The sequence below is a fragment of the Echinicola jeungdonensis genome (assembly GCF_030409905.1).
GTDB classification, from domain to species: domain Bacteria; phylum Bacteroidota; class Bacteroidia; order Cytophagales; family Cyclobacteriaceae; genus Echinicola; species Echinicola jeungdonensis.
In genome coordinates this window covers 1,547,301-1,562,904 of the sequence record NZ_JAUFQT010000001.1, presented here as the reverse complement: position 1 = coordinate 1,562,904, position 15,604 = coordinate 1,547,301, and the positions used below count along the sequence as shown (strand labels likewise).

The 15,604-nt window shown below is 39.7% G+C and carries 15 protein-coding genes; 12 read left to right on the top strand and 3 right to left on the bottom strand.

The features are described 5' to 3' along the window. The first annotated feature begins 125 nt into the window (after positions 1-125). Both gpmI and QWY93_RS06585 read left to right on the top strand, forming a co-directional pair. The gene (gene gpmI / locus QWY93_RS06590) at positions 126-1,649 is read left to right on the top strand and encodes a 2,3-bisphosphoglycerate-independent phosphoglycerate mutase (RefSeq protein ID WP_290247378.1); all 1,524 of its coding nucleotides are present in this window, start codon (positions 126-128) and stop codon (positions 1,647-1,649) included. Between the two features lie 6 nt (positions 1,650-1,655). After that, positions 1,656-2,225 carry a hypothetical protein gene (locus QWY93_RS06585; protein ID WP_290247377.1) on the top strand — a complete coding sequence of 190 codons (570 nt, stop codon included), beginning with the start codon at positions 1,656-1,658 and terminating at the stop codon, positions 2,223-2,225. Positions 2,226-2,356: 131 nt separating this feature from the next. On the opposite strand, the gene QWY93_RS06580 is transcribed toward QWY93_RS06585, so the two are convergent. The 3 genes from QWY93_RS06580 to QWY93_RS06570 all read right to left on the bottom strand — a co-directional run bounded on the left by QWY93_RS06580 (position 2,357) and on the right by QWY93_RS06570 (position 6,518). Then, on the bottom strand, positions 2,357-3,892 hold the full coding sequence (locus tag QWY93_RS06580) for a sodium:proton antiporter (RefSeq protein WP_290247376.1): 1,536 nt from the start codon (positions 3,890-3,892) through the stop codon (positions 2,357-2,359). Between the two features lie 187 nt (positions 3,893-4,079). Beyond that, on the bottom strand, positions 4,080-5,306 hold the full coding sequence (locus QWY93_RS06575) for a Glu/Leu/Phe/Val dehydrogenase dimerization domain-containing protein (RefSeq protein ID WP_290247375.1): 1,227 nt from the start codon (positions 5,304-5,306) through the stop codon (positions 4,080-4,082). 126 nt (positions 5,307-5,432) lie between these two features. After that, positions 5,433-6,518: an anhydro-N-acetylmuramic acid kinase gene (locus QWY93_RS06570; RefSeq protein WP_290247374.1), complete on the bottom strand. Its 1,086-nt coding sequence runs from the start codon at positions 6,516-6,518 to the stop codon at positions 5,433-5,435. 156 nt (positions 6,519-6,674) lie between these two features. Here QWY93_RS06570 and QWY93_RS06565 point away from each other — a divergent pair, with 156 nt between their 5' ends. The 10 genes from QWY93_RS06565 to rsmI all read left to right on the top strand — a co-directional run bounded on the left by QWY93_RS06565 (position 6,675) and on the right by rsmI (position 15,603). Beyond that, entirely contained in the window at positions 6,675-7,403 is a 729-nt protein-coding gene (locus QWY93_RS06565) for a type III pantothenate kinase (RefSeq protein WP_290247373.1), read from the top strand. Next, a complete protein-coding gene (bamG, locus tag QWY93_RS06560) occupies positions 7,387-8,673 on the top strand; it encodes a BamG family beta-barrel-assembly machinery protein (RefSeq protein ID WP_290247372.1) in 1,287 nt (428 codons plus the stop codon). The genes QWY93_RS06565 and bamG overlap by 17 nt, the downstream gene beginning before the upstream one ends. 14 nt (positions 8,674-8,687) lie before the next feature. Then, positions 8,688-9,989, top strand: coding sequence for a tetratricopeptide repeat protein (locus QWY93_RS06555; RefSeq protein ID WP_290247371.1), 1,302 nt, complete (start codon positions 8,688-8,690; stop codon positions 9,987-9,989). A 97-nt stretch (positions 9,990-10,086) separates the two neighbouring features. Beyond that, positions 10,087-10,623 carry an LPS export ABC transporter periplasmic protein LptC gene (gene lptC, locus QWY93_RS06550; RefSeq protein WP_290247370.1) on the top strand — a complete coding sequence of 179 codons (537 nt, stop codon included), beginning with the start codon at positions 10,087-10,089 and terminating at the stop codon, positions 10,621-10,623. 3 nt (positions 10,624-10,626) lie between these two features. Continuing rightward, positions 10,627-10,836 (top strand): hypothetical protein, encoded by a 210-nt coding sequence (locus tag QWY93_RS06545; RefSeq protein WP_290247369.1) that lies wholly within the window; start codon positions 10,627-10,629, stop codon positions 10,834-10,836. Then, entirely contained in the window at positions 10,836-12,101 is a 1,266-nt protein-coding gene (locus QWY93_RS06540) for a hemolysin family protein (protein ID WP_290247368.1), read from the top strand. The genes QWY93_RS06545 and QWY93_RS06540 overlap by 1 nt, the downstream gene beginning before the upstream one ends. A gap of 90 nt (positions 12,102-12,191) precedes the next feature. Further along, on the top strand, positions 12,192-14,303 hold the full coding sequence (locus QWY93_RS06535) for a peptidylprolyl isomerase (protein WP_290247367.1): 2,112 nt from the start codon (positions 12,192-12,194) through the stop codon (positions 14,301-14,303). Between the two features lie 104 nt (positions 14,304-14,407). Further along, a complete protein-coding gene (locus QWY93_RS06530) occupies positions 14,408-14,674 on the top strand; it encodes a DUF493 family protein (protein ID WP_290247366.1) in 267 nt (88 codons plus the stop codon). A gap of 12 nt (positions 14,675-14,686) precedes the next feature. Further along, complete coding sequence (locus QWY93_RS06525) at positions 14,687-14,914, top strand: 4a-hydroxytetrahydrobiopterin dehydratase (RefSeq protein ID WP_290247365.1); 228 nt, start codon at positions 14,687-14,689, stop codon at positions 14,912-14,914. A 2-nt stretch (positions 14,915-14,916) separates the two neighbouring features. Further along, positions 14,917-15,603 (top strand): 16S rRNA (cytidine(1402)-2'-O)-methyltransferase, encoded by a 687-nt coding sequence (gene rsmI, locus QWY93_RS06520; RefSeq protein ID WP_290247364.1) that lies wholly within the window; start codon positions 14,917-14,919, stop codon positions 15,601-15,603. Position 15,604 lies beyond the last annotated feature (1 nt).

Sequence of the window (15,604 nt, the reverse complement as noted above, 5' to 3'; positions counted from 1 at the left end):
AAAAGACAAAATTTGTGTAAAAACGAAGTAAAAGAGTAAATAATCAACAGTTTAGAGGGTTGGTAATTATGCTTTTAGGGCAAAATAAGGCATAGCTTTGTGCATAAAATTTATATATTTGCCTCATGGATAAAAAAGTTTTACTAATGATTTTGGATGGTTGGGGCATGGCGACCAACCCTGAAGTATCAGCTATAGACAAAGCCAATACTCCATTTGTTGATCATCTGTTAGAAAAGTATCCTCATTCCCTGTTGGAAGCCTCTGGCTTGGCAGTAGGTCTTCCAGAAGGCCAAATGGGCAACTCGGAAGTGGGCCATATGAATATTGGTGCCGGCAGAGTGGTTTATCAGGATCTTGTCAAAATAAACAAAGCCGTGGAGGAGGGAAAATTAAAGGAAAACCCTGTCCTCAAAAAAGCTTTTGATACGGCAAAGGAGCGAGGTTCCAAAGTTCATTTTATTGGATTGGTTTCTGATGGAGGGGTTCATGCCCATATCAATCATTTGAAAGGGCTGTGTGATGCCGCTAAAGCCAATGGTCTGGAGGAAGCTTATATCCATGCATTTACAGATGGAAGGGATACTGATCCCAAAGGTGGTTTAGGGTACTTAGAAGATGTCCAAAATCACTGTGCAAATGCTGTTGGAAAAATCGCTACTGTAATTGGCCGATATTATGCTATGGACCGGGATAAGCGTTGGGAACGTGTGAAATTGGCTTATGATGCCATGGTCAATGGTGAAGGTGAAAAGTCCAAAGATATCCTTGCCGCAGTTAAGAAATCCTACGCCAATGGTGTGACAGATGAATTTATCCGTCCAATTGTCCATGTTGATGATCAAGGAAAAGCAATAGGTTCCATTGAATCTGGAGATGTTGTGATTTGCTTTAATTTCCGTACCGACCGTGGTAGGGAAATCACCCAGGTACTGACCCAAAAGGATTTTGAAGATTACAAAATGAATAAATTAGATCTTCATTATGTCACCTTTACCAATTATGATGATACCTTTAAAAACGTAGAAGTCATTTTTGGCAAGGAGAACCTTCAAAATACCCTTGGAGAGGTGTTGGCCAATAATCATAAAAAGCAAATCAGGATTGCGGAAACAGAAAAGTATCCTCATGTTACTTTCTTCTTTTCCGGAGGTCGTGAGACTGAATTTGATGGAGAATCCAGGATCCTTTGCAGTTCTCCAAAAGTGGCCACTTATGATTTACAACCAGAAATGAGTGCCCACGAAATCACCGATAAAATCAATAAGGAATTGGCCAAAAAAGAGGTGGATTTTGTTTGCCTGAATTATGCCAATCCTGATATGGTGGGACATACAGGGGTGTTTGATGCAGCGGTAAAAGCCTGTGAAACCGTAGATGATTGTACCAAATCAGTGGTAAATACCGCCTTGGATAATGATTATACGGTTATTGTTATTGCTGATCATGGAAACAGTGACTGTATGGTCAATGAAGATGGTTCACCGAATACTGCCCATACAACCAATTTGGTACCTTGTATCATGGTCGACAAAAATGACCGTTTGGAAGTGAAAAACGGAAAATTGGGGGATTTGGCTCCTACCATTCTGAAATTAATGGGAGTAGAAATCCCGGCTGATATGACCGGTGATGTATTATTGAAATAAATGATATTGAAAATACAACTGTATTTAATTTTAATAGTGGGGCTGCTCTTTTCCTGTAATAATGGAGAGGAGCAGCCTTTTGCTAATCCAACCCAGATCAATGAATATTTTTCCTTGAAAGGATTTATGGACCGGCAGATTTCACAATTGGATGGAAAAAAGGTGGAAAAATGGTCTAAAATCAATGGTGAAGAAAAACGGGAGACCGTCTATCTGGATGAAGAAGCTTGGCGGAGAGAGTTGGATTTATTTATCCAATCGGATATCAATAAGGCATCCTTGAAAGATGCTTACCAAACCCAAAGAAAAGACGGTCAGCAGATTCATCAGTTGAAACCTGACAGGGAGGCTCAAGTCAAAAATATTACCATAACCTATCTGGATGGTTCTGAAAATGTAAAAGAAATTGCATTTATAGCCTCAAAGGAGAACTTTTTTTATCAATCATCTACTCAAGCCACAATATCTATAGACCCGGAAACGAAAACCATAAATTCTTATAAAATAGAAAGTCAACAAAAAGTCTGGTTTTTGTCCCCAAATAAAATAGAGATAAAAGGGGAAGTTATGCCCTGAAATAATATTAACATTAAGTACAAAGTGAGTAAAATTTTTGATGGAAATTCAGGGCTTATTTGAATTTTAAGATCAAAAAAAAAGGCATGGTTTCATTGAAACCATGCCTTTTTTATGATTGATTAAATATTTCATTCAAACGCAAAGAATATTAGCCAGGTAAGTATCAGTACTGGCAGCAAAATTGGAATGGAATAACGGATAATATAACCAAAGAAGGAGGGCATTTTAATTCCGCTTTGCTCAGCAATGGATTTAACCATAAAGTTAGGTCCGTTACCGATATAAGTCATGGCTCCAAAGAAAACCGCTGCGATAGAAATGGCCATTAGTTGGAAGGCAGAATTTGCATAACCATTGGCAGCAAAATCTTTGACCATGGCAACATTACTTATTGTTGCCCCTTTTGAGGCCATTGCCGCAGCCAGGAAATTCAAATAGGTAGGTGCGTTATCCAAAAAACCGGAAAGCATTCCTGTTCCCCAATAAAGGGTATTTGCGGTAATGAGGGCAGAGCCTTCAGGAGATTTTGCAAAATTTCCTACCAACTCTAATGCTGGCATCATGGTACCAAAAATTCCAATAAAGATAAAAGCTACCTCCCTGATTGGTTCAAAATTGAATTCATTTCCTTTAATAGCTTTACTGTCTGCGAACTTATAAGAGAAAAAGGCTACAGAAAACATGATGATTTCCCTGAGGAATGAAAATTTTTGTCCATCATAATGGATAGCCGGTACCCATTCGATGACATTGGGATCCAGGAATACGGATATGATAACGACTAGAAGCCAGAGGAAATTTTTAGATCCAACCAAGCCGAATTTATTGGAATATACGGGTTCTTCTATGATGCCACTGTCATTGGCTTTCCCTAATTTTTTGTCGATAAAATAGAAAACTCCTGCTAGGATAACCAAGGCCATCAACCAAGCCGGCCAGTTATGTTCCAATGTCCAAAAGAATGGAATGCCTTTGAGGAAGCCAAGGAATAATGGGGGATCCCCAATGGGTGTCAGTGAACCTCCCACATTACTTACCATAAAGATGAAGAAGATAATATGGTAGGGTTGAATGTTGTTTTTGTTTAACCGGATAAAAGGTCTGATCAAAAGCATGGAAGCCCCTGTTGTACCTATCAGGTTGGCTATGGCTGCACCGATCAGTAGAAGGGCCACATTGGCCAATGGTGTTGATTTCTTGTCAATTTGAATTAGTATTCCCCCAGATGCAATATATAGGGAGGATAGCAAGGCTATAAATTGAACATATTCTGCCATGGCATGAACAGGTGCATGCACATTATGAAGGACAAATAAATAGTATAAGACCACCATAACGGCCAAGATAATGGCGATTTTCGGATAATTGTGATGCCAAAAATCTTCATAAAATAATGGTCCTGTGGCAATCATCAAAAGAAGGGCAACAAAAGGGATGACCAGCCAAAGGGGGGCTTCTCCATGTTCTTCCCCATGCGCTTGAGCCTGCACACCTCCCTGGTGATCATCAGAAGAGGCTTGGGAAGGATCAGGTTGATCATGATCTACAGTGCTGTGGTGTTCGGTTCGAGTGGGTTCGGGGTTTTCTTGGGCCAAAGATTGTGGGGTTCCTGTAAATAATACAGTTCCCAAAATGACTCCAAATACAATTAATATATGTTTCATTAAAATGAAATTGAATTGTTTTTCAAGTTTTTAGATGATTCTTTTTCCTTTTTAGGAAAAAAAAGTAGCTTGTAGGATTTGGAATCCCTAAACTACTGAATTGCTTGAATCCAACCAAAATAAATTGAGAAAGCTAACATGAATTAATTTTTTGTTAATCTTTTCAATTCAGGGTGGGTACTGATCTTCAGGTCAGCAATTCTAGCGCGATCTCAAAGGAAGACCGGGCAATTTTGGTTGGCCCGGAATTTCTTTGATGGGTGTTTTTTAATGCTTTCCGGATGGTATTGCTGACATCATTGAAAATGGCCCGATCCGTATGAGCGGCTTGGTTGGACATCAAATAGGTGAAAACCCTGGCCATTCCGCAATTGGCAATAAAATCCGGAATGAGGGCCACCCGTTCATCAACAAATTGAGTGGTTGGGCCATAAAATATTTCTGGATCAGCAAATGGGATATTGGCTCCACAGGAGACCACTTCCAATCCAGCTTTGATCAACCTTTCCATTTGTGCATGATTGATCAGCCGGGATGCTGCTGCCGGGATGAAAATATCATGTTCCATATCCCAAATGCGCTCGTTGATTTCCTCAAAAGGAACCAGGTGGTCTGAAAACAGTTGATGGCCTTTGCTGTGGATAAATAAGGGCTTAATCTCCTCAAAGTTGAACCCACTGGCTTTAGTAAGTCCACCATTCCGGTCAATTATGCCAACTATTTTCACCCCTTTCAATGCCAGGTAAAAGGCCGCGGAGGCACCAACATTACCCCAACCTTGGATGATGGCCTTTTTCCCCTTGAGGCGACCACCCCAAAACTGGTAATAATGCCGGACAGATTCAGCCACTCCATACCCGGTAATCATATCAGCAACGGTGAATTTTTGGGATCCAACCGGAGTAAAAAGAGGGTCTTCCAAAACTTTTCTTACCCCTTGTCTAAGTTGCCCGATTTTTCGGATTTTTTGGGGTTCTGTGGCGTGGAAATGTCCATTGACAATCCCTTCTTGGGGGTGCCAAAGACCATAGGATTCAGTAATGGGAATAACTTCATGAATTTCATCCACATTAAAATCTCCACCCGTGCCATAGTAGTACTTTAACAAAGGCAGGACTGCTTTGTACCATCTTTTTAAGACGGCTTTTTTTCTTGGGTCATTTGGATCAAAATTGATTCCGGATTTTGCCCCGCCTATTGGAGGACCGGAAATGGTGAACTTCACCTCCATGGTTTTGGCCAAAGACTCGACTTCTCTTCTGTCCAAACCCTTCCTCATCCGGGTCCCTCCCCCTGCAGCTCCCCCTCTCAATGAGTTGATCACAACCCAGCCTTCCGCTTCAGACTCACTATCCTTCCATTCAAACACAATTTCTGGCTGCTTGTTTTCAAACTTCTTTAGCAGTTCATTCATTAATTTATTGTAGGGTTTTATGTGGTGGTACAAAAATATAAAAAATACTGATTGATGCTTAATTTGACACCGAATTCTATATGAAACATGTGATTTGGATAAAAAAAGGCTAAAAAAAACGCTGCTTTATTTATTTGCGTCAAATAATAGTCCTCCGCAGCTATTTTGAGAGGCTCCTGTCACTGATTTAAAAGTATTGACTTCATTTCTCATTCTCAATACCCCCAAAAAGGCAAATATCAATGCCTCCTTATAATCAATAATGCTCTTTTCAGGAACCACTACTTTTATATCCTTTCCCAGTCTATGCTGTAATTTTTCAATAAAATAAGTGTGATAAGCCCCTCCCCCACTGACTAAAACCTGTTGTTCTTTTTTGAGGGAATATTCCTTTATGGATTTGCTAATTTGAATGCTGTAATGTTCCACTAAAGTGGCAGAAATATTTTCAGGAGAAGCATCCATATTTTTGATTAATGGTAAAAAGTCCTTTTCCAGATCTTCCCTACCCAGGGATTTCGCTCCTTTTTGTTCATAATAAGAAAGGTGGTTCAGGGCATTGAGTAATTCCGGATCAACCATCCCGTTCCTGGCAAGTTTTCCCTGGTCATCATAGGGCATTCCTTTTTTTTCGGCCAAATAATTGAGTAATAAATTAAATGGAGATATGTCAAAAGCAATCCGCTGGTTTTCTTTCATCATGGAAATGTTGGCAATTCCCCCCAAGTTGAGGCAAAAATCATATTTGGGAAAAAGATAATGGTCTCCAATTGGGGCTAATGGAGCCCCTTGTCCCCCTAACTGGATGTCCAGGCTTCTAAAATCACAAATAACTGGCATTCCACTAGCCCTTGACAAGCTCCAACCATTTCCGATCTGCAGGGTGAATTTTTTTTCAGGTTGGTGAAAAACAGTATGTCCATGGGAGGCTATAGCATCTGCATTTAACTGGAATTTTTGACAAAACTTTTTAACAGCTTGACCCATCCAGTTGCCAAACTCCCTGTCCAACAAACTTAACTGAAGGCCTGAAAAGTTGGGAGCATTCTGTAGTTTTTTGCCTAAATCATTTGGAAAAGCTTCTGTTTCAGCTCTGATAATTTCATATTTCCATTGGCCATTAAATTCAAATCTGCAATATGCCATATCAAGGCCATCTCCAGAAGTTCCTGACATCAAGCCAACAAGATGAAATATACCGGGGCTGGTCATAGGGTTAAATTTTGTTAAAATACTCGAGTTAAATATAATTTTAAAGGAAGGGATTTATATCCACTTTTTAATTTCACTAATTTAGGGCCAAATTTGGGGCTTTAAGTGCCGATAGCCGAATTCAAATTAATTCAAGCTCCTGAATAAAACGACAATTTGAGGAATTTAATTATTGATATTGGAAATACAAGGACCAAAACAGCTCTGTTTTCAGGCCAAGAGGTCTTATGGGAGGAAGATTTTGGCAACTTGGGCCAGGTGGCCTCATTTGTCCAGAAAGAAAAATTTGATAATGCTATCATGAGTTCAGTGAAATGGGACAAAGGAGAGTTGAAGGATGTTTTCCAATTTGATTTTCTCTTTTTGGATTTCCAAACAAGTTTACCCATCAAAAATAACTATCAAAGTCCCCAGACTTTAGGGCTGGACCGTGTTGCGGCTGCGGTAGGGGCATGGGCCCTGGCCGGAAAGGGTCCGGTGTTAGGGATTGATCTGGGAACCTGCATAACCTATGAGTTTGTTGATCCAAAGGATAATTACCTTGGAGGTGGAATTTCCCCTGGGCTCCAAATGCGGCTATTGGCTATGCACCAACAAACGGCCAAATTGCCATTGGCCTCCATTTCCACGGAGGAGCTTTCTCCAGAATTGATAGGCGGGGATACCTTGAGTTGTTTGAAAAGTGGTGTATATCATGGGACAAAACAGGAATTGGAAGGAATCATTAAAGAGTATCAAAGCAGTTACAAGGATCTTAGGGTATATATCTGTGGAGGTGACGCTAAATTCTTTGAAAGCTTAACAAAAGACTACATATTTGTAATCCCCAATTTGGTCCTGTATGGACTGAATAGAATTTTAATTTATAATGTTGATAAAAACTAGATTGCATTTATTGGGCGTATTATTCGCCTTTTTCATATTTCATCATCAGGTTCTTGGACAGTCCAATTCCTCGACCTACAGCTCTATTGGTATTGGAGAGATAAACAATTCCGGACTGACCACCAACCAGGCCATGGGGGGGATGGGTATCAGTTATGGAACTGCATGGTCGGTTAACCATGTTAACCCTGCCCTGTCTGTCAAAAATAATGTTTTTAATTTTCAGGCTGCTTTTAATTACAAAAGAATCAATGCCAATACCGGCAATCAATCTGCCGATATTGATGGAGGGGGGTTGAGTTATGTAGCTATGTCCTTTCCGGTACAACCCAGAAAGTGGACCATTGGGTTAGGGCTCAATCAAATCAGCAAAGTGGATTATGCCCACCTTTATGAAAACCCTGTAGTCAATTCAGATTATAATGCTTTGAGTCGGATTGAAGGAGATGGCGGAATCAGTGAAGTGTACCTTTCTACGGGCTTCGAACTTTTCGATAACTTTAATTTAGGTTTTCAAGGTTCTTATGTATTTGGCTCTACAGTACGCTCCCAAGAACTGACTTTATTGGATGAGGATGGGGTGCCCACAGGTATTGGATCAGAGTATTACGAAAGGCTTAATTTAGGAGATGTTTCATTTAAAGGGGGAGTGCATTATGCCTTACCTTTATCCAAATCCAGCAGGTTAAACTTCGGCGGGATCTATCAGTCGTTTGGTGATATAAGCGGAAGTAAATTTGCAAAAGTAGCAAATTCCGGAGATGCAGATGATCCTGATTCGGAAGGGCAATTATTATATAATGATAATAGCGGACAGATTTATTTGCCTAATAAGTTAGGTTATGGTATAACTTACGAAAAAATTAATAAATTTGCGATCGGTCTGGAAGCTCAGCATCAGGATTTTACGAAATTCAAGTCCTTTGAGGGAGAAAATGACGATTTAGGCCAATCCTTTAAGATTGGCCTTGGGGGGGAGTTTACTCCAGATATTTATTCCATAGAAAGCGTCTTTCAACGAATTACTTATCGCGCTGGAGTGGAATTTGAACAAACTCCTTATTTGATAGGAGAAAATAAGATAAACGATATTGGCATTAATTTTGGAGCATCAGTTCCTGTAAACAGTTTATCACTGTTGAATTTGGCGGTAAAAGTTGGGAGAAGAGGTAATACAGAAGAGGGCCATATTCGGGAAAATTACCTCAAAGTTTCCATGGGTTTTTCCATCAATGACAACAGTTGGTTTTATCAAAAAGTATTTGAATAATTATTAGATATAGTATGAAAACTAAAATTGCATTAATAGGGTTATTATCATTTGTAATGGTGGGTTTAGTGCAAGCCCAAGATAATTGGAATTGGCCGGAAGATCCTAAACTTGAGGCCAAGGCAAGGGAATATAATGCTGCCTATAATGATTATAGAAAAGCAGAACAGTATATTGCGGCCACAAAGCCTTTACATTGGTTATTGGTAAATGCTCCTGATCTGAATGAAGCCATTTATATCAATGGGGTAGAAGTATATGATGGAGCTGCCAAAAAAACTACTGATGAGGAAAAAGCCAGTGTATATCAGGATTCCGTTATGACTATTTACGACCTTCGTAATGAAAAATACAATAACGAGGCAAAATGGATTGAGAATAAAGCCTACTATGCATATAAATACTATAAGTCTAATAAGGACAAAGTAGGTGATGCTGCAGGTTATTTTGAAACTGCAATGGAGCATCATGGAAAGCTGTCTCCTGGCTTGGTACCTGCCTATTTTGATTTGGTTTACAGAAATTTTGCTTATAACAAAGCTTATACTCCTGAGGAAATTTTAAATATTTATGAGAAACAATATTCTTCTCTGGAAAAAGCTGAAGAAGCAGGAAATGATGTAAGTACCTCAAAAGCTACTTTGGATCAGATCTTAGTTGCCATGGAAATCATCGATTGTGATTTTATCGAAAATAAAATGGGCCCAAAACTGAAAGCAGATCCTAACAATGTAAAATTGGCAAAGCAGATTTTCCAGTATGCCGTTCAATATAAATGTACCTCCTCCCCTGTATTTACTAAGGCCTTGGAGGTAGTGGATAATGATAGTCCTACATTCTCCACTTCTCAGGTTAGGGGATTGAGATACTTGCAAAGCAAAGAATTTGCAAAAGCAGTTGAGATGTTTGAAAGAGCCCTTACTTTGGCAGAAAACAACAAGCAAAAAGCGGAAGTTCAATATGATCTTGCCAAAGCACAAGCCAATTTGGGACAAAAATCTTCAGCCAGACAATCTGCATTGAAAGCTGCAGAATTAGATTCCGAAAGAACCTCAGATGCGTGGTCATTTATAGGTAGCTTATATATGGGATCTTCCAATGAATGTAGAGGTGGTCAAAGCCGGGTAAAAGATTATTCAATCTTTATTGCCGCTTATGAAGCATTTGTCAAAGCTGGTGATAACCAAGGAATGGCAAATGCCAAATCAAGATTTCCTTCCAAAGAAGAATTGTTTACCGAAGGATACCAAGTAGGTCAGACCATTAACACCGGATGTTGGATAGGCCAATCTGTAACCTTACGTACTAGAGATTAATAGGGGCATTTGTCCTCCCAGTGAAAAAGGCGGTTCCCATACCGCCTTTTTTATTGAAAACTGGTTAATGAATAATACGTTATGGTAATTAAATGCAATGAAATCAATTCCACAATTAATATTAGCCCTCTTTTTGCTGATTTCCTGCCGGGAAAATGTGGACCTTAGTCAACTGGAAAATTATGAAGGCCCCATAAGGATCACCACAAATATGGAACTTTACCATAGTGACTCAGCCAAAGTTAGAACCATATTGACAGGAGATAAACAGCTGGAATTTCCCAATGGGGATATTGAATTCCCTGAAGGTATTTCCATAGATTTTTTTGAAAAAAATGGAGAATTGAGTACAACCATTCGTGCCGACCGAGGGTTTTATGATCGCAAAAATAACCTGTATATGGGAGAGGGTGATGTGGAGGTGCACAATATCATCAAGGATCAAAAATTGAATTCTGAGGAGTTATTTTGGGACCCCAACAAGGACATTATCTTTACTGAAAAATTTGTTACCGTGCAAAGGCAAGACGGAACCATCATTAATGGAACGGGCATGGAAGCAGATCAGCAATTTAATGAATATACATTCCATAAAATCGAAAGAAGCAAAATTCCATTGCCCGGAGAAGAATAAGTTATGAAATTAAAAGATGTCATATTGCTTTCATTATCAGCTGCGTTGGTGATCATCGGGACCCATATGACGATTACACAAGGAATTACCTTCAGTTATCCGATTTTCATGTTTGCTGTGGTATTGTTATTTTGGTTTAAATACCGAAAAAACAAAAACATGGAACAAGAAGCAAGGAAAAGCAATTCTGCCCAGAAGAAAAAAAGGAAGTAATGGAATATCAATATTTGGTCATTGTGCTGATTACCTTATTGTTTTCGGCACTTTTTTCCGGTCTGGAAATTGCCTTTGTTTCAGCCAATAAGTTGCATATTGAGCTGCAAAACAAGCAAGGCACCCTTACTGGGAGAATCCTTTCCAGATTCGTGAAAAACCCTGGACAATTTATTGGTACCACCCTTATGGGCAATACGATCTCCCTGGTGGTATATGGTATTTTTATGGCTTACCTTTTGGAGCCCAGTATTGTTTATTATCTGCCTGATGGCTTGGATCATCAGGCTTCTGTTTTAATAATCCAGACCATCCTGTCCACCATAATTGTACTGATAACGGCTGAGTTTATCCCCAAGAGTATTTTCATGCTTAACCCCAATAATCTTCTCAGCTTCTTTTCACTTCCTTTTTTATTGATATACTATCTGATGTATCCAGTGGTTTGGCTGGTCGTTGGTCTTTCCAGGGTGTTTATTACAAAAATATTACGCTTGGATTACAGCGAGGATAAACCCGTTTTTAAAATCACCGACCTGAACAGTTTTATCCAAAACCATTTGGAAACCGAGGGAGAGGATAGTACGGATTTGGATACTAAGATATTTGACAATGCTGTGGAATTTAAAACCATCCGTGTTCGGGAATGCATGGTGCCCCGAACTGATATTGTAGCTGTAGATGTAGAGGATTCCATCCTGGACCTTAAAAATACATTTACAGAAAGTGGTCATTCCAAGATAATAGTTTATAAGGAAAATATTGATGATGTAATCGGGTATTGCCATCATCTGGAATTATTCAAAAAACCCAAAAACATCCAGGACATCCTTACCCCAATTATCATTGTTCCAGAAACTGCCCTGGTCAATGAATTGCTGGTTCAGTTTATATCAGAAAGAAAAAGTTTGGCCTTGGTGGTGGATGAGTTTGGCGGAACCAGCGGGATCGTCAGCATGGAGGATATTATTGAAGAAATTTTTGGGGAAATTGAAGACGAATATGACAGTGATGACCTGATTGAACAGCAATTGTCTGAAAATGAATATTTGCTCAGTGCCAGGCATGAAATAGATTATTTGAACGAAAAATACGATTGGAACCTTCCTACTGGAGATTTTGACACTTTGTCCGGGTTTATCCTTTCTATAACTGAAAATATTCCCCATAAAGGAGAAACAGCGGTATATGGCCCCTTTACTTTTACCATTGTATCCAAACAAGCCCACCGCATAGATACCGTAAAATTAAAAATCAATACATAATACTTCGCATTAAGTAATTTATTGGAAGCGATAATATTTTGAATTTACCGCTAGATGTAATTATTTTGCGTCACTTCAAAAAATAGAAGAATGGCATTAATAAAAGAAATCAGACAGAGAACAGGTCTTGCAATAGGTGTAATTGCAGTAGGGTTGATCCTTTTCCTAGTGGGCGGTGACCTATTGGGTCCCAATTCCATGTTATTGGGCGGTCAGGATACCGTTGTTGGGGAAATCAATGGGGAAGAAATTTCCTATGAGGAATATGTCAACCGTGTAGAACAGATCAAGCAAAATTATCAGCGCAATACTGGAAGGAATCCTTCCGAAAACCAGCTTTACAGTATTCGTGAGCAAGCTTGGCAAGCGCTGATGGTCGAAAAAGTTTTTACTGAACAATATCAAGAGTTGGGAATGATAATTTCCGATGCCGAATTGGTGGATATGGTTCAGGGCAAAAATATTGTTGCAGAATTGCGCCAACAACTAACCAACCCTGAAACAGGAGAATTTGACAGGCAACAGTTGATTGCTTTTTTGCAATCTCTTGAAAATGCCAGTCCTCAACAAAGAGCTGCCTGGGCCCAACAGGAAAAGGTTTTTGCAGATTCCCGTTTGAGAATTAAATATGACAATCTTTTGGCTTCATCCTCTTTTGCTAATTCTGAGGAAGCCAAGTTGCAGCATAAAATGGAAAATGCCGTAGCAGATGTACAGCACCTATTTGTGCCTTATTATGTCATTTCTGATTCAGCTGTTAATATTTCAGATTCGGAATTGAAGGCTTACCTCAAAGAGCATTCTGACAGGTTTGAAGTTTCCAATGCAAGAGATATCGATTATGTGCAGTTTAACCTGCATCCTAGCGGTGAAGATACAGCTGCAGTGGTTCAAGATATGAACCGGTTGGTTGCTGATCTGAAATCAACCAATAATGATTCACTCTTTGTATTAAGAAACTCCCAAATTTCAACCCCATTTAGAACTTATCGTCCAGGGGATATGCTTCCCAATACCCTAAGTTCTAATGTAGAATTTCCGGAGGAAGGAAAAGTATATGGCCCGTATATTACAGACCGTTCTTCTTATGTAGCCTATAAGGTGACTGATAGGTTTGACGGGACCCCTAGAATGAGGGCCAGCCATATCCTATTGAGCACAGAGGGTATGGAAGGTGCAGAAAAGGAAGCGGTAAAACAGCAAGCCCAGGATATACTCAATGAAATCAAGGAAACTGGCAACTTTGCTGCCGCAGCTCAACAATATGGTCAGGATGGAACCGCCCGAAGAGGTGGAGACTTGGGTTGGTTTGCCAAAGCGGATTTTGTGGAAGAATTTGCCGATGCAACTTTTGCTGCCAAGTCTACTGGCTTAATGGATGAAATAGTGGAAACTGAATATGGCTACCACATTATTAAAGTAACCGAATTGCCTCAGACTAGTTCTGTTAAATTGGCCACGCTTGAACTTCAGCTAGGTCCAAGTGAGGAAACTAGAAATGAAGTGTTCCGTAATGCTGATTATTTCGCAGCAAATTCAGGAAATTCCCAAGAATTTAAGGACAATGCGGAGGAGGATGGCTATCGGGTAATGAGTGCCAATGGATTATCCCCCAATGCCCGAAACCTTAATAATTTATCCGGTGCTCGTCAAGTTGTGCGTTGGGCTTTTGCAGAAGCTTCTGTAGGCGAAGTTTCAGAAGTTTTTGAATTGGACAATGCCTATGTTGTGGCTACCTTAAAGTCAAAAACCAAAGAAGGAGATGCTTCCCTTGATCAGGTCCGAAGTCAGGTTTTAGCAGAAGTTAGAAAGGAGAAAAAAGCAGCCAAGATAAAAGAAAATTTGGAAGGTAAGGAAAGCCTTGAAGCGATGAAGGAGGTATACCCTGAATTTGCCTCTCTGGGCAGCACTCCGGATCTTAAATTAAATTCCAATACAATTCCCGGCGTTGGTTTTGCTCCCAAGGCGATTGGAGCCATTTTCGGACTTCAAGAACCAGGAGAAATGACCCCTCCTATCCAGGAAGAAACAGGTGTGATTGTAGCCAAATTAAATTCAATGACCCCTGCCCCTGAAATTGCAGATTATACCAGATACCAAAACCAATTGGAAAATACTTCTTCCCAAAGGGCGGCCTATATGATCATGATGGCAGTGGAGGAACTAGCGGATGTTAAAGATTATAGGTATAAATTCTTTTAATAAAAAGTTTGCTAAAAAGAAACCCATTCTCCTAGGAGGGTGGGTTTTTTTGTTTCTGGATTAAATTTTTTATCTATCATGTTAAAGAGTTAAATTGAAGCATTATGAACAAAATATTTGACAGGGAAGCGTTTAAACAAAAACTGGAGGAGCAATCCTCTTTTCCGACCCTTTATATGTTTAAATTTATTGTTCCAAATGGAAAAGAAGACGAAGTGGCAGCCTTGCTGCCTAATAATGATATTAAATTGAAGGAGTCGGCCAAGGGAACCTATGTAAGTGTTACTATCAAAGCCATGATGCCAGATAGTGATTCCATTCTTAACATTTATGATGAGGCTTCCAAAATAGAAGGTATCATTTCACTTTAACTCAAAACTGTTATGTGGGAAGAAAAAAACAATAAACTGAGCAAAACTTTTGAATTTGCAGATTTCCAGGAGGCTTTTGGCTTCATGTGTAGGGTAGCATTTTTGGCCGAGGCACATGGACATCACCCTGACTGGAAAAATGTGTACAACAAGGTGCATATTGAATTGACCACTCATGATAAGGGAAATGTAGTAACCGAAAAGGACCGTAAATTGGCGGAGGCCATTGATAAGATTTAAAAATGGTCGAAGAAAGACGTATTCCCCTTTTTCTTGTTCCTACACCCATAGGGAATTTGAAGGACATTACGTTAAGGGCTATAGAGGTTTTGCAATCCGTGGATGTGATTTTGGCTGAAGACACCCGAACATCGGGAAAATTGCTTAAGCATCTTGAAATCCAAAAGCCCTTGCAGAGTTACCATATTTTTAATGAGCATAAGGCGGTAGAAAAACTGCTTCAGCGAATGGAGGCTGGTGAGCAATTTGCCCTGGTGAGCGATGCAGGAACACCTGCCATTTCTGACCCTGGTTTTTTGCTTGTCAGGGCAGTCCGGGAGGCAGGATGGGATGTGAATTGCCTTCCTGGTGCGACCGCTTTTGTGCCGGCATTGGTAAATTCAGCCCTGCCAAATGACCGGTTTGTTTTTGAGGGCTTTCTGCCTCACAAAAAAGGGAGAAAAACCCGGATTGAACAGTTAAAAGGGGAGAGCCGTACCATGGTTTTTTACGAATCTCCTTATCGTTTATTAAAAACATTGACTCAATTTCAGGAAGCTTTTGGGGAAGATCGGGTAGCTTGTGTTTCCAGAGAATTGACAAAAATCTATGAGGAAAATGTGAGAGGAACAATTAAGGAATTAATCAGTTATTACGAAAATAATCCCATAAAGGGAGAAATAGTACTTACTGTATCGGGAAAAATATAAA